Here is a 22,012-nt window from a genome sequence, read left to right on the forward strand (position 1 = left end):
CGGAAGCTGGTATCCCCAATCCCGCCGCGCTACGTCGATGACGTTATGGATGAGTGACAATTCGCGGGCGACGGTACCGGCTTTCACCGTCCGCGATCTTTGGTCCCGATAGGCCGATATCGGTGCGGACGAAAGCTCCAACAGGGATAGCTCGCACATCGGCGCGGAAAGCATCTTGGTCATCCGCAACTCTTCACTATGGGCGCTTTTCTTGGTCGGAGTGATCTCCACCATATAGCGTCGCATCAGGTCGCCTAGGGTGGTCGAGAGAAGGCTTTTCCTGTCGAGCGGTGCATCTCCTCTATCGATTTCAGATTCGCGCTCCCTTCCCATTTTTCCGCAGCAGCTTTGGTCGGGAGGGTGCGGTATTCCGGCTGATAACCCTTGCGGCGAATCTGAACAGACCAACCCGATTTACGCTTTGTAATGGTCGCCATGTGGCGGCTCCTGTGTTGAAATTGTGTCAGGAGCGGCGAAACGGCGTTGGTCAGCCCGGATAGAAACAAATAAGGCCTCAGAAACCCGAAGATTTCCAAGGCCTTATCATGGTGGGCGTGGCAAGGATTGAACTTGCGACCCCTGCGATGTCAACACAGTGCTCTACCACTGAGCTACACGCCCACGGTGGAGTGGGCCAATAGCGGGGGGTGGGAGGTAGCGCAAGCGGGAAATTGGGCCTTCCCGCTATTCTTCTGGACAGCGGCCTGCCAAGCCATATGCTGCGGTGCGAAAAGGGGACGCCACACACTATGCTGCCATCGACCATGCCGTCTGATCAGGCCGTCGCGCGCCTGCCATTCTATCGTCAGCTCTATGTCCAGGTGCTGATCGCCATCGCTACGGGCGTCGCGATAGGGCATTTCTTTCCCGAAACCGGCGTGGCGCTCCAGCCGTTGGGAGAGGCCTTCATCAAGCTGGTCAAGATGATCATCGCGCCCGTCATCTTCCTCACCATCGTGACCGGCGTGGCGGGGATGAAGGAACTGGGGGCGATCGGCCGGGTGGCGGCCAAGGCCTTCGCCTATTTTTTCACCTTTTCCACCCTGGCGCTGATCGTCGGGCTGATCGTCGCCAATCTCGTACAGCCGGGCGCGGGCCTCAATATCGATCCGGCGACGCTGGACGCAGGCAAGGTGGTCCAATATCAGCAGCAGGCGCATGACCGGACGCTGACCGGATTCCTGCTGGACATCATTCCCGGCACGCTGATTTCGGCCGTGGCGGATGGGCATAACATCCTGCAGGTGCTGTTCGTCGCGATCCTGTTCGGCATCGCGCTCACCATGATCGGGGAGAAGGCCGATCCGCTGATGACCGTGCTCGAATCGGCCAGCCATGCGATCTTCAAGCTGGTATCCTTCCTGATGAAGGCCGCGCCGTTGGGCGCTTTCGGCGCGATGGCCTTCACTATCGGCAAATATGGCGTGGGGGCGCTGGCCAATCTGGCCGGGCTGGTGGCGACCTTCTACCTGACCTCTCTGCTGTTCGTGCTGGTGGTGCTGGGGGTGGTGGCGCGGTTGGCGGGGTTCAACATCCTGCATCTGATCCGCTATCTGAAGGCGGAACTGCTGCTGGTCCTCGGCACTTCCTCGTCCGAGGCGGCCCTGCCGAGCCTGATCGAGAAGATGGAGCGCGCCGGGTGCCGGAAATCGGTGGTCGGGCTGGTGGTGCCGACCGGATACAGCTTCAACCTGGACGGCACCAATATCTACATGACGCTGGCGGCGCTGTTCATCGCGCAGGCGACCAACGTGCATCTGGGCCTGGAGGAGCAGATATTGCTGCTGCTGGTCGCCATGCTTTCCAGCAAGGGGGCGGCGGGCGTGACGGGGGCGGGGTTCATCACCCTGGCGGCGACTCTCTCCATCGTGCCTTCGGTGCCGGTGGCGGGCATGACGCTGATCCTGGGCGTCGACCGCTTCATGAGCGAATGCCGCAGCCTTACCAATTTCATCGGCAATGCGGTTGCGACGGTCGTGGTGTCCGCATGGGAAAAGGGATTGGATCGCGAGCGATTCGCCGCGGCCATGGCCGGGCAGCCGCTGCCCCCCACGCCCGATATGGAAGAGGTGGTTGCGGGCTGAACGGCGCTCAACTGAGTCCGGTCAAGCTCTCCGTGCCGAACATCCGCTCGACCTCCAGCACCAGATCGCGCAGGTGGAAGGGCTTGGAGAGAACCTTCGCCTGCGGCACCGCCTTGCCGGCCTTCAGCGTGACGGCGGCAAAGCCGGTGATGAACATGATTCGCATGTCGGGCGCCACCGCGGCGGCATGCTGGGCCAGTTCGATCCCGTCCATTTCCGGCATGACGATGTCGGTCAGCAACAGGTCGAACCGGTCGCTGTCGATATGCGGCACCGCCTGCGCGCCCGTGGCGACGGCGACCACGTCATAGCCCGAACGCTCCAGGGCGCGGGCCAGATAGGCGCGCATGCTTTCATCGTCTTCGGCTAGCAGAATTCGAACCATTGCCCCGTACGTCTCGTCCCCAGGCCTTCAAGGCCGCCCCCTGCACGCCATCCCCTTCGCGGATGGCGTGCAGCGCCTATATATGCGACAAGGTGTAAATATTATCCAGCCGAGTAACCATTTTTGGGCGGCGGCCTTTGGAAGCGGGCAAGGAGGGAGCTTTTTTGGGACATAGCGCGCCGCCGGTTCCGACCGAGACAACGCCAGCATATGATCTTTACGAGCCGGATGTCCCTTCCGGCCCGGTCGTCATTTCCGTGCCGCATGCGGGCCGGGATTATGACGATGCGCTGCTGGCGCAGGCGCGGGTCCGGCAGGATGTGCTGCAAAGGCTGGAGGATCGCTGGGCCGATCTGATCGCCTATCCGCTGATCGAGCGTGGCATTCCGGTGCTTGTGGCGCGGGCGCCCCGCGCCGCGATCGACCTCAACCGGCATGAGCGGGAGATCGACGCCGGCATGGTCAGCGGCATTCCGCGCGACGTGGCCTTGCAGAGCAGCGCCAAGTTGCGGGGAGGGCTGGGCCTCATCCCGCGCCGCATGCCCGGCGCGCATGAACTCTGGCAGCGGCCGCTGGGCTGGGCGGAGGTCGAACGCCGGATCGAGCGGTTTCACAGACCCTATCATGCGACGCTGGCCCGGTTGATGCGGACGGCCCGCGATGTCCATGGCCATGCGATCCTGATCGACCTGCATTCCATGCCGCCGCTTCCGCCGCCCACCGCGGGGCAGGCCGCGCCGGGACTGGTGCTGGGCGACCGGTTCGGGCGCAGCGCTTCGGCCCGGCTGATGACGCTGGCGGCGGATGTGGCGGCCGCCCATGGCCTGACCGCCGCGCAGAATCATCCCTATGCGGGCGACCATATGATCGAGCGCCATGGCCGGCCTGCCCATGGGCTTTACGCGATCCAGTTGGAATGCGACCGCAGCCTCTATCTCGACGGCACACTGGATCGTCCGGGTAACGGACTTGCCCGCTTGCAGCAGGTGGTGGGGGCCATTGCGAAAGCGCTCGCCCATGAACTGCCGCGTTCGACCTACGCCTTGGCGGCGGAGTGATTGTCATAAAAGTGTCATTAAATAGACCTCAAACCGTAATCTTGCTTTCATATTGGCATCGCTGATTTTCAGGGATCCCTTCATGAACCGAACCTTCCGACTGGCTGGTGGACTGGCGATGTGCATCATGCCTTCGCCGGTCGCGGCGCAGGCCATCAGCGAAACCGAAGCCGCCGAATTGCGCGCCCAGATCGCGGCGCTCAAGGCGCAGGTCGAACGGTTGGAAGCGCGGCTGGACAGTCCGCCTCCGCCGCCTCCCGTCGTCCAGGCGGCCGCCGCGCCCAAGTCCGAATCGACCAGCATCGGTTGGAAGGGTGGACCGGTCTTCAGCAAGGGCGCGGCCAGCTTCAAGGTGAAGGGGCGCATCCAATATGACGCCGGGCTGCTGATGACTCCGGCCAGCGTGCAGGACCGGGCCAAGGGCTATTCGAACGAGCTGCGCCGCCTGCGTCTGGGCGGGGAAGGGCAGTTGGGCGGGGGGTTCGGCTATAAGCTGGAAGTGGAACTGTCCGACAACAGCGTCGATCTGGTCGATACCTTCATCACCTATGAGAAGGACAAGTGGCTGGTCACGCTGGGAAACCATAATGGTTTCCAGTCGATGGACGAGCTGATCAGCGATACCGGCGGTTCGGTGATGGAGCGGGCCGCCTTCACCGACGCCTTCGGTTTCGAGCGGCGGCTGGGGCTGTCGGCGCAATATCGTTCCGGCATGCTGCTGGCGCAGGCGGGCATTTTCTCCGACAGCGCCGATTCGCTCACCAACGATGTGGATGGTCCCGAAGGCGGCGACGAGAATAACAGCTACGGCGTCGACGGACGCATCGTGCTGGCGCCGAAACTGGGCAAGACCCAGTTGCATTTCGGGCTTTCCGGCCATTGGCGGGACTTTCAACGCCTGTCGGAAACGCCGCAGCGTTACCGCCAGCGCGCCTATCTCCACAGCGCCAACAGCCGCTTCCTGTCGACGCCCCGCATCGCGGCGGAGGGCGAAACCCATTATGGCGCCGAATTCGCCGGTGTGCGCGGGCCGCTCTGGTGGGCGGGCGAGGCGCACTGGCTGCGGGTGTCGCGGCCCGGCCTGGCCGATCCGACCTTCTTCGGCGGCTATGGCGAAGTGGGCTATGTGCTGACTGGGGAATCGCGGGGCTACAGGAACGGCATATTCGGCATCGTGAAGCCCGACCGCCCGGTCGGCAGCGGTGGCTGGGGCGCGCTCCAGGCGACGGTGCGCTACGACTATCTCAGCCTGAACGACAAGGACATTGTCGGCGGCACGCAGAACGGGATCATCGCGGCGCTGGTGTGGACGCCGGTCGAATATCTGCGCTTCAACGTCAATTATGCGCATCTGGACTATAGCGACGCGGCCATCCCTGCCGGAGGACGGAAGGATTATGGCGTCGACGTCGTCGGCTGGCGCGCGGAACTGGATTTCTGATCCGTCGGGGGAACGATGCGGGCAATAAGAGACTTCAATGCCCGCTTGCCCATTACGGCTTCACCACCGTGCCCAATTCACGGCTTCACGGCATTGGTCCCTGCCGCTGGACCCGCGCCGCCTTCCGGCGTCTGGGCCTTGGGCGCGAAGACGCGCAGGCTGTCCAGCGTCCTTTCCGCCATCGCCTGATATTGCTCGCTCAGCATTTCGGGATAGACGAAGCTGGCGGTGACGACGGAGCCGTCCGGCTGCTTCATCAGGCGCAGGGCGACATTATTGCCTTCGCCGTCATTGGCCGTGCCGCGATATTCATTGTCGCCGACAAAATCGCCGCTGACCCCTTCGGAACCTTCGTTCACCGTTGCGACGATCTGCTGCAACGTCTGCTCCCCATCCTTCTTCTGCCAGAAGATGCGGATGTCCGCGCCTGCGCCGGGATCCTGATAGACCACGCCGTCCGCATTGCTGGAGGCGGTGTCCTTTACCCAGGCTTCGGGGAAGGTGATGGAAAAGCCGCGCTCGACATTCACATAATTGCGGGAGGCCGGAGTGTCCGCCTTGGCGCTGGCCATCGCCTTGGCGGCGGCGGCATTGGCAGCGGCGGCCAGTTCCTCCTGACTAGGCAGATCCTCGACCGGTTCGGCGCGGCCGCAGGCGGCCAGCAGCAGGAGGGGCATGGCGACGACAAAGAAGGGGCTTTTCATTCCTCCCCCAAAGCATAGCCGCCGCGACATTTCAACGTCGCAGCCGAAGGTGGCGCGATGGAATGATGGCGGGACGGGCCTGCGCGGTCAGGCGGCGCTGTCGATTCCCAGTTCCGCCAGCTTGCGATAGAGGGTCGATCGGCCGATCCCCAGCCGCCGGGCCACTTCGGTCATGCGCCCGCGATAATGGCCGATGGCAAGGCGGATCACATCCGCCTCGATCTCGGCCAACTGGCGGACATGGCCGTCCCCTTCGAACAGGGTGATGCCCGCGGCCTCGCGATGGGGCTGCGGCACGGCGCGCAGCCGGGCCTGCGGCGTGTCGCCCGCCGCGCGGCCGCGAATATGGGCCGCGATTTCCGGGAAATCCTGCGCCGTCAGCGCGTCGCCCTCGCACAGCACCGCTGCCCGGAACAGGGCGTTTTGAAGCTGCCGGACATTGCCCGGCCAGTCATGCTGCATCAGCAGCGCCAGCGCATCGTCGGTCAGGCCCAGGCCGCGCATTCCCGGCTGACCGGCGATGCGGGTGAGCAGATGGCGGCACAGCGCGGGCACGTCGCCCAGCCGGTCGCGCAGGGGCGGAATGGTGAGCTGGACGACGTTGAGACGGTAATAAAGATCTTCGCGGAAGCGCCCTGCCTCGATCTCGTCATGCAGCCTTTTGTTGGTGGCGGCGATGACGCGGACGTCGACATGAACCGGACGGCGCGCGCCAATCGGCTGCACTTCGCCATCCTGCAACACGCGCAGCAGCTTCACCTGCGCATCGAGGGGCATTTCGCTGACTTCATCCAGGAAGATGGTGCCCATATCGGCGGCGACGAACTTGCCGACCTGCCGTTCGAAGGCGCCGGTGAAGGCGCCGCGTTCATGGCCGAACAGGTCCGATTCGACCAGATTGGCGGGAATGGCGCCGCAATTCACCGTCACCATCGCCTGTTTGTGGCGCGGCGAGGCGGCATGGATGGCGCGGGCGAGCACATCCTTGCCGACGCCGCTTTCGCCCTCGATCAGCACCGGCACGCGGGCGCGGGCGGCCTTGGCCGCGATGGCGAGCGCGGCGCGGAACTGCGGCGCGGCGCCGACCACATCCTCGAAGGAGAGGGCAGCGGGAATCTTTTCCGTAAGCGGCCGCAACTCGCCCTTGCCATGCTCGCCACTCAACGTGGCGTTGAGCGCGGCGAGCAGCCTTTCCGGGGCAATCGGCTTGGCGAGATAATCCGTCGCGCCAGCCCGCATCGCCTCTACCGCTACGGCGACATTATTGTGCGCGGTCAGGATCATGATGGGCAAGGCCGGGCGGCGGGCGCGCAATTCGCGGATCAGGCCGGTGGGTTCATAGCTTGGACTCCACTGGTCCAGCAGCACGGCGTCCAGCCGCATGCCGTCCTGCGTGCCCAGCATCGCGATCGCGGTATCGCCGTCATTGGCGAAGATGGTGCGCCATCCGGCACGCGCGGCCAGAGCCGACACCAGCCTGCGCTGCGCCGGCTCGTCATCGATCAACATCAGCATCGGAACGCCGTCGCGCGCCATCTTACCCCTCATCTGCGAACTGACCCCCGAACGTAGAGGGAAGGGGTAAAGGCGGGCTTAACCGAAAAGATTTTCTTGTCCGCTCCGGCTTGAGGGGGGGATGGCTTGACGATAAGAGGAGGCCGGCAAAACGGGCCGAACCATTTTCGACCCGACCCCTTGCGGTCGGCGGCCCGGAAACAGAGAGAGACAGTGCATGGCTTCGGATGGAAATATGAACAGCGCAACCCAGACCTATGAAGGGTTCGTGGCCCTCATCAAATGGGGAACGATCGCCAGCGTCGTGCTCGCTGCCCTGGTCGTGGTGCTGATCGCCAGCTAAGCAGGCGTGCGGGGCGTGTCGCATTTCCTGAGGGATAGAGCATTGCCCCATCCCCCTTCGTCATGCTGAACTTGTTGCAGCATCCATTTCTCCCCGCAGTCGGCCGCCTTCGCAGGCGCGGTCGGGCTTGACCATCCCTATCCTCATCGCCTTTTTCGTCGCCTGCGCCCTGGGAGCGGTCGCCGCATGGCGGGCGCGGCTGGATGACGGCCGGCCGCTGGTTTCCGCCCTCCAGATGTTGTCATCTGCCATGTTGATCGGCGCGCTGATCGTCGCGGCGGAGGCGGGCAGCAGCGTGGCGCGGACCCTGGGCCTGCTCGCCATAGTGGCGGGCAGCGCATCGCTTTGCGGCGGTTTCATCGCGGCGCGGCGGCTTGGCACGTCGTTAAAACCGTGATGGAGGGCATGAACCCGACGGTCCTTACCGGCTGGTGGCTGGCGGCCTTGCTGTTCGCGGCCACCTTGCTGGCGCCCTTTGGGGGCGGGTTTCGGCGGCGCGCGCATCTGGCGATGGCCGGGATGATGGCGGCGGGGGCGGTGACGCTCTATAGCCATGATGTCATGGCCCTGCCGCAAATCTGCGCGGCGCTGATCACCGGAGGCGCGGTTGGACTGGCGCTGGGGCGCGGCGTGCCGCGAACCACCCTGCCGGCGCTGTTGACCGGGCTGATCGGCCTGGCCGGGCTGGCGGCGCTCTTCATCGGCGGAGCGGCATGGCGCGATCCCCATGCCTTCGGCCTGCTGGACGATGCGACGGACCGGCTGCGGGCCGACGCCGCGGCTGCGATGGCGGCCGCCATTGCCTGGGGGAGCATGGCTTGCGCGGGTGTGTGGAGCATCCTGCGGCGCGGGCCGGTCAGGCGGGGGCAGGCTCTTGTCGCGGTCGTCATGCTGCTGGCGACCGGCGGGTTCATAGGGGTATTTGTCGCGACTCCGGACATCGGTCTGCTTGTGGCTTGCGGCGGAACGGCGCTGCTCGCGGGACGCGGGCTGACGAAACGGGCCATGGACGCCGGGACCGGACCCGCCATGGCGCTGGTTGGCGGGTTTTCCGGCTGGGCCGTCGCGGCATCCGCTTTTCTGATGGAAAATATGGCGATGGCCGTCGCCGGTGGACTGACGGGCGCGGCGGGAAGTCTGTTCTGCGCGCGTCTTTGCGGCGGGCCGGGCAGGAAGGGGCTTGCCGATGCGGAACGCCACCCCTAACGCTTCGCAGGGAGAGGCGGGCCTTTCCGGTCCTGTCGGCGCATTGGGGTAATTCATGAGGAAGCTCGGTCTGATAGGCGGTCTTAGCTGGACGTCGACGGCGCGCTATTATCAGATCATCAACCAGGCCGTGTACCGCGCCAGGGGCGGCCAGCACAGCGCGCCGCTGCTGATAGAGAGCCTGGACTTCGCGGACATAGGCCGTTCCACCACCCAGGCGGAATGGGCGCATGCGGCGGAGGTGCTGACCGCATCGGCCCGGCGTCTGGAGCAGGGCGGCGCGGCGGCGCTGCTGATCTGCGCCAACTCCATGCACCGCGTCTATGACGAGGTGCAGGCGGGCGTGGACATTCCGATCATCAACATCGCCGAGGCGGTCGGGCGCAAGATGCAGGCGGACGGCATCGAAAAAGCCGCGCTGATCGGCACGCGCAACGTGATGACGGAGAAATTCTACCGCCAGCGGCTGGTTGCGCACGGCATCTCCTTGCTGCCGCCCGATATGGAGCTGGCGGAACGGATCGACCGGATCGTCTATGACGAACTGACCATCGGTAAGGTCAGCCGCGAGTCGGAACGATATATGAAGTCGGAACTGACCGACATCGCCAAGGAACAGGTGCAGGCCGCGATCCTGGCCTGCACCGAACTGGAGATGATCGTCGACGTGAAGGCGAACGTGCTGCCCATTTATGACGGCACCAGCATCCATGCTCGCGCCGGGGTGGATGTGATCCTGGGCGAATAGCGCGGCCGGTTTTGGCCAAACCAAGACATTCCTTCTCCCTTGAGGGAGAAGGATACGAAGCCTTGGTGACGAAGGAGCCTAGGCGGAGTTGGATGAGGGGGAGCGGGCCTTTGGCCCGCGCGATCCGCAGGATCGAGCGAACAGGTAAGGGCTGCCCCGCAGCCCTTAGATCATGCCGGGGGCATGATCGACCTGTTCGCTCCCCTCACCCAGCTACGACTAAGGCAGCAAGCTGCCAAGTCTGCGCAACCCTCTCCCTCAAGGGAGAGGGATTTGGAATGCCCGCTCTCCACCCAAACCGCCCCCAAAGAAGAAGGGCGGCGCCATAGGCACCGCCCCCAATTCCCCAGCCGAAGCCGGGCAGCGAGGCCCCGCCGATGCGAGGCCCGACCCGAACTTACTTGAGTTCGACGGTCGCGCCGGCTTCTTCAAGCTGCTTCTTGACCTTCTCGGCCTCGTCCTTGCTGACGCCTTCCTTGATCGCCTTCGGCGCGCCTTCGACGAGCGCCTTGGCTTCGGTCAGGCCCAGGCCGGTGATGGCGCGGACTTCCTTGATCACGTTGATCTTCTTGCCGCCGTCGCCGGTCAGGATGACGTCGAATTCGGTCTGCTCTTCAGCAGCGGCGGCAGCCGGGGCGCCAGCGGCGGGGCCAGCGACGGCGACGGCAGCGGCGGCCGAAACGCCCCACTTTTCTTCCAGGGCCTTCGAGAGTTCAGCGGCTTCGAGGACGGTCAGGGCCGAGAGCTGATCGACCAGTGCGTTGATGTCTGCCATGTTGATATTCCCTTCTGGGTGGGGCCTGAGCCCCTTAAATGAGAGTTGAAAACGTTATTCCGGAAAAATCCGAAGCCCTCAGGCCGCGTTCTTTTCCGCATAGGCGTTGAAGACCCGCGCGAGCTGCGCAGCCGGCGCCTGGGTGACGGTCGCGAGCTTGGTCGCGGGTGCAACGAGCAACCCGACGATCTTCGCACGCAGTTCATCCAGCGACGGCATCGAGGCGAGCGCTTTCACGCCCTCCGCGTTCAGCAGCACTTCGCCCATCGCGCCGCCAACGATCTCAAGCTTGTCGTTGGTCTTGGCGAATTCGACCGCAACCTTGGCGGCTGCGACCGGATCGGCCGAGGAGGCGAGGCCGACGGGGCCGGTCAGCAGGTCGCTGAGGCCGGTATAGTCGGTGCCTTCAAAGGCGATCTTGGCGAGGCGGTTCTTCGTAACCTTGTAGGTGCCGCCGGCTTCGCGCATCTTCTGACGCAGGACGGTCGACTGGGCGACCGTCATGCCGAGGTTGCGGGTCACGACGACCACGCCAACATCCGCCAGATGTGCGTTCAGCGCGGAAACGACCTCAGCTTTCTGATTACGATCCATGCCTTTACTCCACTTCATGTCCGCCGGAAAATCCGGTGGACGGCAAAAACCCGCGCTTTCACGCGGGGCATTGGTCCGAAGGGGAGAGATCGACCGGCCCGCATCCCTCAGGGAAAACAGGCAGACCCGGACAGGCGAAAAGGCCCGGCCGGTAAAGAACTTTTCCCCGTCTAGGCCGGAAATTAAGAAGGGCATATTCCCTTCACCGACTGTCTCGGACGGAAGACCGCCGGCATTGCTGCCGGGGGTCCGCTGCGGGCGCCCTTAGAGATTTGTAGGAGCGCTGTCACGCAAAATCTGGCGATGGGGGAAGGGAGAGGGCGGAAAAGGGCGGTTTTCCATCGAAGTTCACACCATATGCGCGCGCGAGCGCGGGCGCGCGTAGGCGTCGTGGGAAGCGGATCGACATTTCAAAGACGGGGGCCGGAATAGGCGGGCCGGAGGGGTGTAGGACAGGATAAAATGGTGTCCGTCGGGCAATAGGATGTTTTTTCGTTTGCCGTGACATGGAGGTTACAGTTGCAGGGCGAGGTTTGATTTCGGCCATCTGCAGACGCTGAAAATATCGTCATCCCAGCTTTCGCTGGGATGACGGCTTTCTTCGCTGCCTTAAACCCGGTCCGCCTGCACCACCGTGTCCAGCCCGCGCAGTGCCGACAATATGCGATTGAGATGCTGCGCGTCGGCCACTTCCAGGTCGATGATGTCGGTGTGGAAGGGGCCTTCGCGGTTCACCAGTTGCAGGTTCAAAATATTCGCCTTGGTCGCGCCGAAGACGTGGGTGACGGCGGCCAGCGCGCCCGGCTGGTTCTTCACGATCACCTGGAGCCGCGCGGTGCCGCCCTTCGACTTGCTGTCCCAACTCAGGTCGACCCAATCGTCATTCTGGTCGACCTCCAGCGATCGGCAGTCGATGGTGTGGACCTCGATCGGCTCGCCGGTGCGGCGGACGCCGACGATGCGGTCGCCGGGGACGGGATGGCAGCAATCGCCCAGATTATAGGCGATGCCCGGCGTCAGGCCGCGGATCGAGACGGGGGCATGTTGGCGCGGATGGGCTTCCTCCATCCCTTCGACGCTGGTCGAGCCGGGGATGAGGGCCTCCATCACTTCCGAATCGAGCAGCCGGTGGGTGGCGATGGCCACCATCAGCGAGGCGCGGTCGTCCAGCTTCAGGCGCTTCAACGCCGCCTTCAGCGCTTTGTCGCCCAGTTCGCTTGCCAGTTCGGGGGAGAAGCGGCCGATAATCTCCTCATAGAGCTTCTCGCCCAGCGCCACTTCCTCGCCCCGCTGCTTTTGCCGGATATAGCGGCGGATGGCGGCGCGGGCCTTGCCGGTGATGGCGAAGGTCAGCCAGCCGGGCTGCGGTTCCTGCCCCTCCGACTTCAATATCTCGACCTGATCGCCATTTTCCAGCGTGGTGCGCAGCGGCACGACCCGGCCGTTGACCTTCGCGCCGACCGTCTGGTTGCCGAGCGAGGTGTGCACCGCATAGGCGAAGTCGACCGGGGTCGACCCCTTGGGCAACTGATGCAGTTCGCCCTTGGGCGAGAAGGCGAAGATGCGGTCCTGATACATCGCCATGCGGGTATGTTCGAGCAGTTCGTCCGCGTCCTGGCTCTGCTCCAATATTTCGACCAGGTCGCGCAGCCAGGCGGCCTGATGGTCGTCGGCGTCGCCCTTCTGCTTGTAGGCCCAGTGCGCGGCCAGGCCCAGTTCGGCGTCATGATGCATGTCGCGGCTGCGTATCTGCACCTCTATCCGGGCATTGTCCTGATGGATGACGGTGGTGTGCAGCGACCGGTATCCGTTGCGCTTGGGCGTGGAGATGTAATCCTTGAACCGGCCCGGCACCATTTTATAGGTCTGGTGGATGACGCCCAGCGCGCGGTAGCAATCCTCCGTCGTCTCGGTGATGACGCGGAACGCCATGACGTCGGTCAGTTGCTCGAAGCTGATATGGCGTTCCTGCATCTTCTTCCAGATGGAATAGGGGTGCTTTTCCCGGCCCGACACCGTGACGGGAAGACCCTTTCCGCCCAGCAGCAATTGCAGTTCCGCGCCGATCCGGTCGACCTTGTCATGGCCGCCCTCCTTCAGTTGCTCCAGCCGCTTGGTGATGCTGTCATAGGCTTCCGGCTCCAGTTCGCGGAAGGCCAGAAGCTGCATCTCGCGCATGAAGTCGTACATGCCGATCCGCTCCGCCAGCGGGGCGTAGATGTCCATCGTCTCGCGGGCGATGCGGCGGCGCTTCTGCTCATTCTTGATGAAGTGCAGCGTGCGCATATTGTGCAGCCGGTCGGCCAGCTTCACCAGCAGCACCCGGATATCGTCCGACATGGCGAGCAGGAATTTGCGCAGATTTTCCGCCGCCCGCTCATTTTCGGACATGGCTTCGATCTTGCTGAGCTTCGTGACGCCGTCGACCATCCGGGCGACATCCTTGCCGAAGGCCTGCTCTATCTCCGCATAGGTGACCAGCGTATCTTCTATCGTGTCGTGCAGCAGCGCGGTCACGATGGTCTGGTCGTCCAGGTTGAAGTCGGTCAAAATGCCGGCGACTTCAATGGGATGGCTGAAATAGGGGTCGCCGCTGGCGCGTTTCTGGCTGCCATGTTTCTGGACAGAGAAGACATAGGCGCGGTTGATCATCACTTCGTCCGCATCCGGATCGTAGCGTTTTACCCGTTCGACAAGTTCATATTGGCGTAGCATTACCCTACCGATTGTCCGCGATCACCCTTGCAGCGCAACAAAAAAATCCCATTTACGCCAAGTGCGATGCACTTTTGCAACGCGGGTGGCTTTGAGCTATCAAGTGAAGACGATGACACATAATCTGGCGCAGAATCTGGAACAATGCGCGCTGCCCAGCGCATTGGAAATGATGGGTGAACGCTGGTCGTTCCTTATCTTGAGGGGCGCTCTTTCGGGGATTCGGCATTTCGAGGAGTTTCAGTCGGTCCTCGGCATCGCCCGCAACATCCTGGCGAATCGGCTCGCGCGGCTGGTGGAAAACGGCATCTTGGTGCGTCAGCCGATGCAATGCGACCGGCGCAAGGTCGAATATCGCCTGACCGAAAAGGGCGAGGATCTGGCCCCCGCCATGATCGCGCTGCGCCAATGGGGCGAAAAATGGGGTTGCGGCCCCATCTCCTGCCAGGTGTTGGCCGACAGCCGCGACCGGCAGCCCATCCGCAGGATGACGATCCAGGCCCATGACGGCCGGGCGTTGGAGCCGAACGATCTGATCTGGCTGTGCGTCGATGAAGAGACGCCGGTCAGGCAGGAAGCGGCCGCCTGAGGGCCAGGCGGCAAAATTCCCCTATATCCTTCATGCCGAAACAAGTTCAGCATGACGGTTGTTCTGATGGCCTCTGATGCATTAGGCTGGCGCCAATGTCAGTCCATCGTTTCCAGCCCCAGCCCTTTTTCGCGGACAAGAACCGCGCTTTCTGGAACCTCCAGTCGGTGGGATGGGCCGGGGCCTTCCTGCTGCGCGGGTCATCCACCATCGCCAATGGGCAGCCGCTTTCCAGCCTGATCCCGGTGATGATCTCTACCGTGTCGGGCTATTCGGTGACGCTGCTGATCGCGGTGGTGTTCCGTTTTCTTCAGCGTCAGCGGCCGATCGTCACCTGGGGCGCGTCCATCGTCACGGTGGTGGTCGCGGCCGGCCTGGTGGCGTTCATCGACGCGTGGGTATTTTCCACCCAGAACCGGGGGAGCGACACGGCGGGGCTGCAACTGTTCCTGGGCGCCTTCTACCTCAGCATGACGCTGCTGGGGGCGTGGTCGGCGCTTTATTATGCGATCAACTTCTACCTGACGGTGGAGGAGCAGGCGGACCAGCTTCTGCATCTGGAAAACCAGGCGTCCAGCGCGCAGCTTGCCATGTTGCGCTATCAGCTCAATCCGCATTTCCTGTTCAACACGCTGAATTCCATCTCTACCCTGGTGCTGTTGAAGCAGACCGACCGGGCGAATGCGATGTTGTCGCGCCTTTCCTCCTTTTTGCGCTATACGTTGATCAACGAGCCGACCGCGCAGGTGACGATAGAGCAGGAGATCGAGACGTTGAAACTCTATCTGGAGATCGAGAAGATGCGCTTCGAGGACCGTCTGCGGCCGGTGTTCAACATCGATCCGGCGGTGGCCCAGTCGCGCCTGCCCTCTCTGCTGCTCCAGCCGCTGGTCGAGAATGCGATCAAATATGCGGTCACGCCCAAGGAGGAGGGCGCGGAAATCTCCGTCACGGCGCAGCCTGCCGGTGAAAATGTCCGGATCATCGTATCCGATACGGGTCCGGGATTGAATGAGGGGTTCACCCGCCCGAACAATCATGTGAGCGAAGGGACGGGCGTTGGTCTGGCGAATATCCGCGACAGGCTAATTCAGGCCTTCGGGGAACGACAGAGCTTCGAAACGCGTTCCACGCCTGGCGGCTTTTCGGTCCTGATCGAAATGCCGCTTAACCTGGATGAACCATCGAGAGTGGCCGCATGACCATAAGAACAATCCTCGTCGACGACGAAAGCCTGGCTATCCAAGGCCTCAAGCTGCGTCTGGAAGCGCATGAGGATGTCGAAATCGTAGAAACCTGCTCCAATGGCCGCGAAGCGATCCGCGCTATCAAGACGCATAAACCCGACCTTGTGTTCCTCGACATCCAGATGCCCGGCTTCGACGGATTTTCCGTCGTGCAGGGGCTGATGGAGGTGGAGCCGCCGCTGTTCATCTTCTGCACCGCCTATAGCGACCATGCCATCCGCGCTTTCGAGGCGCAGGCGGTCGATTATCTGATGAAGCCGGTGGAGGAAGGGCGGCTTGCCGACGCGCTGGACCGGGTGCGGCAGCGGCTGTCCGAAAGGAAACAGGTGCAGGAAGCGGAAAAGCTGCGCGAAGTGCTGGCCGAAGTCGCGCCGGATGCGATGAACGACTTTGCGGGGGAGGGCGACGCGCCTGCCGCCAATCGCTTCGAAAAGCTCATCAACATCAAGGATCGCGGGCAGATTTTCCGCGTGGACGTGGATTCGATCGAGCGGATCGACGCGGCGGGCGACTATATGTGCATCTATACCGCCGACAATTCGCTGATCCTGCGCGAGACGATGAAGGATTTGGAAAAGCGGCTCGATCCGCGCAATTTCCAGCGGGTGCACCGCTCCACCATCGTGAACCTCAGCCAGGTGCGGCAGGTGAAGCCGCATACCAACGGCGAATGCTTCCTGGTGCTGGAATCAGGCGCGCAGGTGAAGGTCAGCCGGTCCTATCGGGATGTGGTGGCGCGCTTCGTGCATTGATCATCTGAACACCCATTGGCGGTTCAGCCCGAACATCACCGCCGGGGTCACGAACAGCATGGCCGGGATGGGGGACCATTCCGGCCATTGCATATGGGTGACGCACAGCCACACCCACAGCGCGTTGAGGGCATAGCTCACCAGCGACACCGCGACGAAGCGGACGCCGCGCGCGGCCTGGTTGTCGCGGCTGCCGTGGCCGCGGAAGGTGAAGCTGCTGTGGGTGACATAGCCGATCGCCACCGCCGCCAGATAGCCGATGCCGTTGGCGATCTGCGGATGCAGGCCCACCGGCGCGGCCAGGGTCCAGTAGATCGCCGCCTGACACGCCGTCACGAACAGGCCGGTCAGGCCGTATCGGACGATCTGCCAGAACAGGGCCTGTTTTTCCGGCGTCAGGATTTGGAGGATTTTCATGCAGCCCCGTTGCGCTTTGGTGCGGAGCCTCTAATCCACCCGCCATGAAACTGCAAAGCTGGCCTGTCCTGCGCGCCCGTATCGCCCCATTGGCGGCGAAATTCTCCCATTATGCGGAGCGGAACTGGAAATGGCTGACCGTCCTTTTGTGGATCGGGGCCATGGCCTGCCTGCTCACCATGCGCTGGCCGCAGATCCATTGGCTGACGCTTAGCGATACTGACGATAATATGCGTTTCCTTCAGGTGAAGGACTGGCTGGCGGGGCAGGGTTGGTACGACCTGCAGCAGTACAGGCTGGATCCGCCCGCCGGGTTCAACATCCACTGGTCGCGGCTGGTGGACCTGCCGCTGGCGGGCCTGATGCTGTTCTTCCGCGCTTTCGTGGATCAGGGACTGGCCGACCGGCTGGCCTGCGGGATCGCGCCGCTGCTGCCGCTGCTGCCGCTGATGCTGGGGATGGGCTTCATCGCGCGGCGGTTGGCGGGGGGGAATAGCTGGTTCCTGGCCGCGCTGGCGCCCTTCGCCGCGCAGATGGGCATCGGCATGTTCGTGCCGATGCGGATCGACCATCATGGCTGGCAACTGACCTTCACCGTGCTGATGCTGGCGGGGCTGATCGACCGCAACTGGCTGCGCGGCGGCATCGTCGCGGGGGTGAGCAGCGCGCTTTCCATCGCCATCGGCATGGAGATGATCGTCTACCTCGCCGCCGGGGGGGCGCTGATCGCGCTGCGCTGGGTGTTCAAGGATGGCGCGGCGCGGCGGATGCTGCCCTATGCGCTCAGCCTGGGCGGAGCGACGTCGCTGCTGTTCCTGCTGTTTGCCAGCTATGCCAACCGGGAAATGGTGTGCGACGCCATCTCGCCTATCTGGGTCGCGATCTTCGCGGCGGCTTCGGCGGGGATGGCGCTGTTGGCGCTGCTGCCGCTCAAAAGCTGGCCTGCACGGCTTGGGGCCGGGATCGTCGTAGGCGCGGCGGTGGCGGCCTTTGCCTGGCTCAATTGGCCACAATGCCTGTCCGGCGCCTATCAGATCTCGCCGGAACTTGAAAAGCTGTGGCTGGCCAATATCCGGGAGGCGAAGCCGATCACCGTGCAGGCGCGCAGCCTGATCGTGCCGTTGATGGCGATCCCGGTCGCGGGCCTTGTCGGCCTGATCTGGGCGCTGTGGGTTTCGCGGCGCGACGGCGACCGGCTCTGGGCCTGGGCCACGGTGGGCCTGATGATGCTGTTTTCGACCGCTTTGCTTTTCTGGCAGTTGCGGGCGGGGCCGGCGGCGCAGTTGCTGGCCATTCCGCCCGCGGCCTGGGCGGCCTATCGGCTGCTGTGCGTCCTGGGTAGCGGGCGTCCGCTGGCGCGCGGGCTGGCGGCTGGAGGCGCGGCGCTGCTGGGCGTGGCGGCCTTTGCCACGCCGCTCTATCCGCAGATCAACCAATTCTGGGTCAGGACGACGGGCGAGAAGCCCAAGCCGCCCAAGCCCACGGTGCAGGCGCGCCGGAAGGCAATCGACAAGGCCAATGGCCGCTGCCGCACCTTGCCCGCGCTGGAGGTGCTGAACCAGCTGCCCCCGGCCACCATCTTCACCATGGTCGATCTGGGGCCGCGCCTGATCGTCGCCACCCATCATAGCGCCGTGGCCGGCCCCTATCACCGCAACGGCGCGACGATCCTGGACATGCATCACGCCTATGACGGCCCGGCGGAGGCTTTCCGGCCCATCGCGGCGAAGCATCGCGCGACCTATCTGCTGGTCTGTCCCGGCTTTCCCGAAGGCACCATCTATCAGGCGCGCAGTCCCAGGGGCTTTTACGCCGGGCTGATGCGGGGCGAGGTGCCGAACTGGCTGAAGCCTGTGACGTTGAAAACGGGAATGACGCTGCCCTACAGCCTCTACCGCATCGATTATTCAGCGCCGGGCGAGAAAAAAGTCCCGCAGCAGCGTTGAGGCTTCGGCTTCGGCCAGATCGCCATAGACTTCGGGCCGGTGCAGGCATTGCGGTTGGGTGAAGAGGCGCGGTCCCTGTTCGATGGCGCCGCCCTTCGGATCGGCGGCGGCGTAATAGAGACGGGCAATGCGGGCGTGGGAGATGGCTCCGGCGCACATGGCGCAAGGCTCCAGCGTGACCCAAAGGTCGCAGCCGGTCAGCCGGAAATCCCCCAGATGCGCGGCAGCCGCCCGGATCGCGACCATTTCCGCATGGGCGGTGGGATCATTGTCGCGCCGGTTGCGATTTTCGCCCTCCCCGACGATCCGGCCATCCAGCGTGACGACCGCGCCGATCGGCACCTCGCCCGCGTCCCGGGCGGCGCGGGCGAGGTCCAGGGCGCGCCGCATCGGATCGGGCAGGGGGAAGGGCGATGGCATGGATCGCCCCTTACAACATCGGCCCGAAAAGGGAAAATCACGGCTTCTTGACGTCCACCGTCGGCACTTCGACCGTTTCCTTGCGCTTGCCGACCTCCACCTTCGCCACATCGGCCTCATATTTGGGCAGGGAACCGCCCTTGACCGCGACGTCGGGCAGGCTTCCTTCCTGCGTCTTGCGCAGGTCGATGAAGCCGGTGGCGATGCCGCCAGCCAGAACCAGCAGCAAAATCAGCACCAAGCCACCAATGAATCGCATTTCGGCCTCCTTTGGATTATGGGGCATCAACGCTCATGAGTCGGAAAGGGTTGCGGCCCGGAAAGGCTCTGTGCGGGTTGACGTGCGTCGGGAATCCCGTTATCGGCGCCGCTTTCCGAACGAACCCGAATTACAAGGTTGATTGACTATGTCGCGCATTTGCGAGCTGACCGGCAAGGGTCGCCAGGTGGGTCACAATGTTTCCCACGCCAATAACAAGACCAAGCGTGTGTTCCTGCCCAACCTGCAGAACGTGTCGCTGATCTCCGAAGCGCTGGAAACGAGCGTGAAGCTGCGCGTGTCGACCCATGGTCTGCGTTCGGTCGAACATAATGGCGGCCTGGACAACTGGCTGCTGAAGACCAGCGACGAAAAGCTGTCGTTGAAGGCCCGCCGGCTGAAGCGCGATATCGCGAAGAAGAAGGCCGCCGTCGCGGCCTGATCCGCTTCGCTTCGTTCGCTTGAAAGAGCGGCCCGGCAACGGGCCGCTTTTTTGCGTTGGCCGACTTAAATCCTCCCTACGCGCAGCGTGGGGAGGGGGACCATGCGAAGCATGGTGGAGGGGAATTTCGGAGGTCGCGCCCCTTCCCCTCCACCATGCTTCGCGCGGTCCCCCTCCCCATCTCCCGATGGGGAGGATTAAAAATCCAGCCCGAATTTCAGCAACAGGGTCCGCTGGAAGAATTCATGATTATCGTCGGACACGATCCAGACGATGGGGCGGCCGCCCTGCCGGGTGAGCGCCAGCCCTTCGAAATTGTCGGCCAGCAGCGGCGGCGCCAGCCGGGCCAGGGTGCGCGCCTTGAGTTTGTCGCCGGGGTGCGGCTTTTCCGGCAGTTCGATGATCGCCAGCGTCGCCGTGAACAATGATTGCAAGGTCAGCCGCCGGTTGAGAACCAGCACATGCCGCCCATCGAGCGCCACCGCGTCTGTCGGGCGATAGCCCCGCGGCGGCACATAGCGCAGGTGCATGGGCGCCGCCGTGGCGGCTTCCGCCGGGTCGCCCGCGAACAGCAGCATGTCATGGCTGCCGTCGGCGGTCATGCCCATTTCCGCCAGCGCCAGGAAGCGCCCGTCGGGCAGCCGCGCCAGCGATTCGACCGATCCCGTTTCGGGCCAGGCCTCTATCTCCGGCCAAATGCGGCATGCTTCGACGCGGGCGAAGCCGGGGGAATAGCGGCAGATCATCTGCTGCAGTTCGAAGCCCACCCAATAGCGCCGTGTCGCCGGGTCGTGGGCCATGGCCTCCGAATCCCAGGCCCACCAGGGGCGGTCGCGGTCTTGCGGCCGGATGGGGAGGGGGGCGATGAACGGGCGCCGGTTGGCTTTGACCGGACCGATGTGAAAGCCCATCAGCGTGCCGGAATCGCTGAGCGCCAATATCTGCCCGTCCGGTTCCGCCAACAGGGAGGATATGCCGCCGAAGCCGTGATGCGCGCTGCCCAGTTGCCAGCCGCCCAGATAGTGGAGGCGCCCCAGGTCGCGCTGCGCGGGATCGGCGGCGTTCAGGGGCAAGGGGCGCGCCCTGACCAGCAGCGGACCGGCGGTGAAGGGTTCGGGCTTGTTCTTGTGCGGCGCGGGGAGGAGCAGGATCGCAAGCAGCAGGACGATCAGGATTCGGCGCATCCCCTCTGCCATAGGGGATTATGGGGCGGCGTGAAGGATTTTTCGCCCCAGGACGGCGCGGCTGGCCCTGGCGGCGGGAAAGCGTGATGATGGGGGCCATAGCCGCTGGAGCGGCGCGACGGTTAGCTGAACGGTCGCTGACATCGCCATTCAGGCTCGGCTCAATGCGAATCGGGCAAAAGGGCATCAATCGATGGCGAGTCCCTCCAGGAAGGGCGAGCCGGATGGCAAAGTCGAGGAGCAACGCCATGAAGACGAAGTTTCTGATCAATCTGGGGGCTGCGCTGGCGATGGGCGCTGCTTCCCTGGCCGTTACCGCAACGCCCGCCATGGCCCGCGACGGTTGGGGCCGCCATTATGAGCGCGGCGATTATTATCGCGGCGACCGGGGTTATCGGGGGTATCGCGGCGACCGCGACGGCTATTACCGGGGTGGCGGCTATTATCGGGGCGATGGCTATCGTGGCTACCGGGGTTATCGCGGCGGCTATCGCTGCCGGGACAGCGGCACGGGCGGCACCATCATCGGTGCGATTGCCGGCGGCCTGCTCGGCAATGAAGTCGGCAAGGGCAGCGGCCGTTATGGCCGTCGCGGCGACGGCACCACGGGCGCCATCATCGGCGCGGGCGTGGGCGCGCTGGCCGGGCGGGCGATCGATCGGGATTGCTGATCCGGCGGTGAAGAATGAACGAAAGAGGGCTGCCCGGTTGGGCAGCCCTTTTCTTTTGCGTGCTCCACGCGCCTGCCAAAGAAAAGGGCCGCCCCGTTTCCGGCGCGGCCCCTTCCCGGATAATTCCCGAAAAGGGAATTACATCGCGTTCGCGGCGGCGTTGCCAGCGGCGTTGGCAACGTTCGAAGCGGCGTTCGAAGCGTTGTCGGCAGCGTTCAGCGCGGCGTTCATGGCGTTGTCGGCAGCATTCGAAGCATTCTCGGCAGCATTGGCGGCGTTGTTGGCGGCATTTTCCGCACCGCCCGAGCAGGCGGCCAGGCCGAGCGACGCGGCGAGAACGAGCGAAAGAGCAATCGACTTGGTCATGGGTTAACCCCTCTCTGAGAATAATAACGGTGCAGACCACTCTCGGAGAAAAGTTCACCCCCCATTGCGTCTGCGCCGCGATTCGTAATGAATCCGGCGACTCATGGCAATCCCATTCCTGCGTTAAGCCCGTGATTCGGGGCTGGAAGGG

25 protein-coding genes and 1 tRNA gene are annotated in these 22,012 nt (G+C 64.0%); 13 read left to right on the forward strand and 13 right to left on the reverse strand.

The window, feature by feature from the left end; translation table 11 throughout:
* Positions 1-254: 254 nt before the first annotated feature.
* Positions 255-437 (reverse strand): hypothetical protein, encoded by a 183-nt coding sequence (locus NUH86_RS16830; RefSeq protein ID WP_267250554.1) that lies wholly within the window; start codon positions 435-437, stop codon positions 255-257.
* Positions 438-546: 109 nt separating this feature from the next.
* Positions 547-621, reverse strand: a tRNA-Val gene (locus tag NUH86_RS16835).
* 128 nt (positions 622-749) lie between these two features.
* On the opposite strand from NUH86_RS16835, the gene NUH86_RS16840 reads away from it, so the two are divergent.
* On the forward strand, positions 750-2,084 hold the full coding sequence (locus NUH86_RS16840) for a dicarboxylate/amino acid:cation symporter (RefSeq protein WP_267250555.1): 1,335 nt from the start codon (positions 750-752) through the stop codon (positions 2,082-2,084).
* A gap of 7 nt (positions 2,085-2,091) precedes the next feature.
* Here NUH86_RS16840 and cpdR read toward each other — a convergent pair whose 3' ends face one another.
* Complete coding sequence (gene cpdR, locus NUH86_RS16845) at positions 2,092-2,469, reverse strand: cell cycle two-component system response regulator CpdR (RefSeq protein ID WP_267250556.1); 378 nt, start codon at positions 2,467-2,469, stop codon at positions 2,092-2,094.
* Positions 2,470-2,633: 164 nt separating this feature from the next.
* On the opposite strand from cpdR, the gene NUH86_RS16850 reads away from it, so the two are divergent.
* Complete coding sequence (locus NUH86_RS16850; RefSeq protein WP_267250557.1) at positions 2,634-3,527, forward strand: N-formylglutamate amidohydrolase; 894 nt, start codon at positions 2,634-2,636, stop codon at positions 3,525-3,527.
* An 82-nt stretch (positions 3,528-3,609) separates the two neighbouring features.
* On the forward strand, positions 3,610-4,968 hold the full coding sequence (locus tag NUH86_RS16855; protein WP_267250558.1) for an OprO/OprP family phosphate-selective porin: 1,359 nt from the start codon (positions 3,610-3,612) through the stop codon (positions 4,966-4,968).
* 77 nt (positions 4,969-5,045) lie between these two features.
* On the opposite strand, the gene NUH86_RS16860 is transcribed toward NUH86_RS16855, so the two are convergent.
* Both NUH86_RS16860 and NUH86_RS16865 read right to left on the reverse strand, forming a co-directional pair.
* Entirely contained in the window at positions 5,046-5,672 is a 627-nt protein-coding gene (locus NUH86_RS16860) for a hypothetical protein (protein WP_267250559.1), read from the reverse strand.
* An 87-nt stretch (positions 5,673-5,759) separates the two neighbouring features.
* Positions 5,760-7,208, reverse strand: a complete 1,449-nt coding sequence (locus NUH86_RS16865) for a sigma-54-dependent transcriptional regulator (RefSeq protein WP_267250560.1) — start codon at positions 7,206-7,208, stop codon at positions 5,760-5,762.
* A 214-nt stretch (positions 7,209-7,422) separates the two neighbouring features.
* On the opposite strand from NUH86_RS16865, the gene NUH86_RS16870 reads away from it, so the two are divergent.
* From NUH86_RS16870 to NUH86_RS16885, 4 genes are all read left to right on the forward strand, one after another.
* Positions 7,423-7,530, forward strand: a complete 108-nt coding sequence (locus NUH86_RS16870) for an aa3-type cytochrome c oxidase subunit IV (RefSeq protein ID WP_267250561.1) — start codon at positions 7,423-7,425, stop codon at positions 7,528-7,530.
* A 127-nt stretch (positions 7,531-7,657) separates the two neighbouring features.
* The gene (locus NUH86_RS16875; RefSeq protein ID WP_267250562.1) at positions 7,658-7,927 is read left to right on the forward strand and encodes a proton-translocating transhydrogenase family protein; all 270 of its coding nucleotides are present in this window, start codon (positions 7,658-7,660) and stop codon (positions 7,925-7,927) included.
* Positions 7,928-7,935: 8 nt separating this feature from the next.
* Complete coding sequence (locus tag NUH86_RS16880; protein WP_267250563.1) at positions 7,936-8,736, forward strand: NAD(P)(+) transhydrogenase (Re/Si-specific) subunit beta; 801 nt, start codon at positions 7,936-7,938, stop codon at positions 8,734-8,736.
* 55 nt (positions 8,737-8,791) lie between these two features.
* The gene (locus NUH86_RS16885) at positions 8,792-9,484 is read left to right on the forward strand and encodes an aspartate/glutamate racemase family protein (protein WP_267250564.1); all 693 of its coding nucleotides are present in this window, start codon (positions 8,792-8,794) and stop codon (positions 9,482-9,484) included.
* A 397-nt stretch (positions 9,485-9,881) separates the two neighbouring features.
* Here the strand turns inward: NUH86_RS16885 and rplL are convergent, their stop codons facing one another.
* From rplL to NUH86_RS16900, 3 genes are all read right to left on the reverse strand, one after another.
* Positions 9,882-10,259, reverse strand: a complete 378-nt coding sequence (rplL, locus tag NUH86_RS16890) for a 50S ribosomal protein L7/L12 (RefSeq protein WP_046761890.1) — start codon at positions 10,257-10,259, stop codon at positions 9,882-9,884.
* A 78-nt stretch (positions 10,260-10,337) separates the two neighbouring features.
* Complete coding sequence (gene rplJ / locus NUH86_RS16895) at positions 10,338-10,853, reverse strand: 50S ribosomal protein L10 (protein ID WP_267250565.1); 516 nt, start codon at positions 10,851-10,853, stop codon at positions 10,338-10,340.
* Between the two features lie 609 nt (positions 10,854-11,462).
* Complete coding sequence (locus tag NUH86_RS16900) at positions 11,463-13,568, reverse strand: RelA/SpoT family protein (protein ID WP_267250566.1); 2,106 nt, start codon at positions 13,566-13,568, stop codon at positions 11,463-11,465.
* 112 nt (positions 13,569-13,680) lie between these two features.
* On the opposite strand from NUH86_RS16900, the gene NUH86_RS16905 reads away from it, so the two are divergent.
* The 3 genes from NUH86_RS16905 (at position 13,681) to NUH86_RS16915 (ending at position 16,156) form a co-directional block, all read left to right on the forward strand.
* Positions 13,681-14,157 carry a winged helix-turn-helix transcriptional regulator gene (locus NUH86_RS16905; RefSeq protein ID WP_267252171.1) on the forward strand — a complete coding sequence of 159 codons (477 nt, stop codon included), beginning with the start codon at positions 13,681-13,683 and terminating at the stop codon, positions 14,155-14,157.
* A gap of 95 nt (positions 14,158-14,252) precedes the next feature.
* Complete coding sequence (locus tag NUH86_RS16910; RefSeq protein ID WP_267250567.1) at positions 14,253-15,359, forward strand: sensor histidine kinase; 1,107 nt, start codon at positions 14,253-14,255, stop codon at positions 15,357-15,359.
* Positions 15,356-16,156, forward strand: a complete 801-nt coding sequence (locus NUH86_RS16915; RefSeq protein WP_267250568.1) for a LytR/AlgR family response regulator transcription factor — start codon at positions 15,356-15,358, stop codon at positions 16,154-16,156. Before NUH86_RS16910 ends, NUH86_RS16915 begins: the two co-directional genes overlap by 4 nt.
* On the opposite strand, the gene NUH86_RS16920 is transcribed toward NUH86_RS16915, so the two are convergent.
* Positions 16,157-16,573 (reverse strand): GtrA family protein, encoded by a 417-nt coding sequence (locus tag NUH86_RS16920; protein WP_267250569.1) that lies wholly within the window; start codon positions 16,571-16,573, stop codon positions 16,157-16,159. It abuts the gene before it with no gap.
* Between the two features lie 44 nt (positions 16,574-16,617).
* On the opposite strand from NUH86_RS16920, the gene NUH86_RS16925 reads away from it, so the two are divergent.
* Positions 16,618-18,519 carry a hypothetical protein gene (locus NUH86_RS16925; RefSeq protein ID WP_267250570.1) on the forward strand — a complete coding sequence of 634 codons (1,902 nt, stop codon included), beginning with the start codon at positions 16,618-16,620 and terminating at the stop codon, positions 18,517-18,519.
* On the opposite strand, the gene NUH86_RS16930 is transcribed toward NUH86_RS16925, so the two are convergent.
* A complete protein-coding gene (locus tag NUH86_RS16930) occupies positions 18,481-18,939 on the reverse strand; it encodes a nucleoside deaminase (protein WP_267250571.1) in 459 nt (152 codons plus the stop codon). The two genes, NUH86_RS16925 and NUH86_RS16930, sit on opposite strands and share 39 nt — an antisense overlap.
* Positions 18,940-18,976: 37 nt before the next feature.
* Positions 18,977-19,198, reverse strand: coding sequence for a hypothetical protein (locus NUH86_RS16935; protein WP_267250572.1), 222 nt, complete (start codon positions 19,196-19,198; stop codon positions 18,977-18,979).
* A 148-nt stretch (positions 19,199-19,346) separates the two neighbouring features.
* Here NUH86_RS16935 and rpmB point away from each other — a divergent pair, with 148 nt between their 5' ends.
* Positions 19,347-19,640: a 50S ribosomal protein L28 gene (gene rpmB, locus NUH86_RS16940; protein WP_267250573.1), complete on the forward strand. Its 294-nt coding sequence runs from the start codon at positions 19,347-19,349 to the stop codon at positions 19,638-19,640.
* A gap of 197 nt (positions 19,641-19,837) precedes the next feature.
* Here rpmB and NUH86_RS16945 read toward each other — a convergent pair whose 3' ends face one another.
* Positions 19,838-20,824: an esterase-like activity of phytase family protein gene (locus NUH86_RS16945; protein ID WP_267250574.1), complete on the reverse strand. Its 987-nt coding sequence runs from the start codon at positions 20,822-20,824 to the stop codon at positions 19,838-19,840.
* A 248-nt stretch (positions 20,825-21,072) separates the two neighbouring features.
* On the opposite strand from NUH86_RS16945, the gene NUH86_RS16950 reads away from it, so the two are divergent.
* Positions 21,073-21,495: a glycine zipper 2TM domain-containing protein gene (locus NUH86_RS16950; RefSeq protein ID WP_267250575.1), complete on the forward strand. Its 423-nt coding sequence runs from the start codon at positions 21,073-21,075 to the stop codon at positions 21,493-21,495.
* 138 nt (positions 21,496-21,633) lie between these two features.
* Here the strand turns inward: NUH86_RS16950 and NUH86_RS16955 are convergent, their stop codons facing one another.
* Positions 21,634-21,861 carry a circumsporozoite protein gene (locus tag NUH86_RS16955; protein WP_267250576.1) on the reverse strand — a complete coding sequence of 76 codons (228 nt, stop codon included), beginning with the start codon at positions 21,859-21,861 and terminating at the stop codon, positions 21,634-21,636.
* Positions 21,862-22,012 lie beyond the last annotated feature (151 nt).

Origin of the sequence: Sphingobium sp. JS3065, from assembly GCF_026427355.1 — a bacterium.
Classification (GTDB): domain Bacteria; phylum Pseudomonadota; class Alphaproteobacteria; order Sphingomonadales; family Sphingomonadaceae; genus Sphingobium.

Coding starts and splice junctions, on each gene's coding strand:
- NUH86_RS16855 (WP_267250558.1), top strand. CDS start 3,610: ATGAACCGAACCTTCCGACTGGCTGGTGGACTGGCGATGTGCATCATG.
- NUH86_RS16905 (WP_267252171.1), top strand. CDS start 13,681: ATGACACATAATCTGGCGCAGAATCTGGAACAATGCGCGCTGCCCAGC.
- NUH86_RS16950 (WP_267250575.1), top strand. CDS start 21,073: ATGAAGACGAAGTTTCTGATCAATCTGGGGGCTGCGCTGGCGATGGGC.
- NUH86_RS16920 (WP_267250569.1), bottom strand. CDS start 16,573: ATGAAAATCCTCCAAATCCTGACGCCGGAAAAACAGGCCCTGTTCTGG.
- NUH86_RS16900 (WP_267250566.1), bottom strand. CDS start 13,568: ATGCTACGCCAATATGAACTTGTCGAACGGGTAAAACGCTACGATCCG.
- rpmB (WP_267250573.1), top strand. CDS start 19,347: ATGTCGCGCATTTGCGAGCTGACCGGCAAGGGTCGCCAGGTGGGTCAC.
- NUH86_RS16930 (WP_267250571.1), bottom strand. CDS start 18,939: ATGCCATCGCCCTTCCCCCTGCCCGATCCGATGCGGCGCGCCCTGGAC.
- NUH86_RS16915 (WP_267250568.1), top strand. CDS start 15,356: ATGACCATAAGAACAATCCTCGTCGACGACGAAAGCCTGGCTATCCAA.
- NUH86_RS16925 (WP_267250570.1), top strand. CDS start 16,618: ATGAAACTGCAAAGCTGGCCTGTCCTGCGCGCCCGTATCGCCCCATTG.
- NUH86_RS16885 (WP_267250564.1), top strand. CDS start 8,792: ATGAGGAAGCTCGGTCTGATAGGCGGTCTTAGCTGGACGTCGACGGCG.
- NUH86_RS16860 (WP_267250559.1), bottom strand. CDS start 5,672: ATGAAAAGCCCCTTCTTTGTCGTCGCCATGCCCCTCCTGCTGCTGGCC.
- NUH86_RS16880 (WP_267250563.1), top strand. CDS start 7,936: ATGAACCCGACGGTCCTTACCGGCTGGTGGCTGGCGGCCTTGCTGTTC.
- rplJ (WP_267250565.1), bottom strand. CDS start 10,853: ATGGATCGTAATCAGAAAGCTGAGGTCGTTTCCGCGCTGAACGCACAT.
- NUH86_RS16910 (WP_267250567.1), top strand. CDS start 14,253: ATGTCAGTCCATCGTTTCCAGCCCCAGCCCTTTTTCGCGGACAAGAAC.
- NUH86_RS16945 (WP_267250574.1), bottom strand. CDS start 20,824: ATGCGCCGAATCCTGATCGTCCTGCTGCTTGCGATCCTGCTCCTCCCC.
- NUH86_RS16830 (WP_267250554.1), bottom strand. CDS start 437: ATGGCGACCATTACAAAGCGTAAATCGGGTTGGTCTGTTCAGATTCGC.
- NUH86_RS16865 (WP_267250560.1), bottom strand. CDS start 7,208: ATGGCGCGCGACGGCGTTCCGATGCTGATGTTGATCGATGACGAGCCG.
- cpdR (WP_267250556.1), bottom strand. CDS start 2,469: ATGGTTCGAATTCTGCTAGCCGAAGACGATGAAAGCATGCGCGCCTAT.
- rplL (WP_046761890.1), bottom strand. CDS start 10,259: ATGGCAGACATCAACGCACTGGTCGATCAGCTCTCGGCCCTGACCGTC.
- NUH86_RS16870 (WP_267250561.1), top strand. CDS start 7,423: ATGAACAGCGCAACCCAGACCTATGAAGGGTTCGTGGCCCTCATCAAA.
- NUH86_RS16840 (WP_267250555.1), top strand. CDS start 750: ATGCTGCCATCGACCATGCCGTCTGATCAGGCCGTCGCGCGCCTGCCA.
- NUH86_RS16935 (WP_267250572.1), bottom strand. CDS start 19,198: ATGCGATTCATTGGTGGCTTGGTGCTGATTTTGCTGCTGGTTCTGGCT.
- NUH86_RS16955 (WP_267250576.1), bottom strand. CDS start 21,861: ATGACCAAGTCGATTGCTCTTTCGCTCGTTCTCGCCGCGTCGCTCGGC.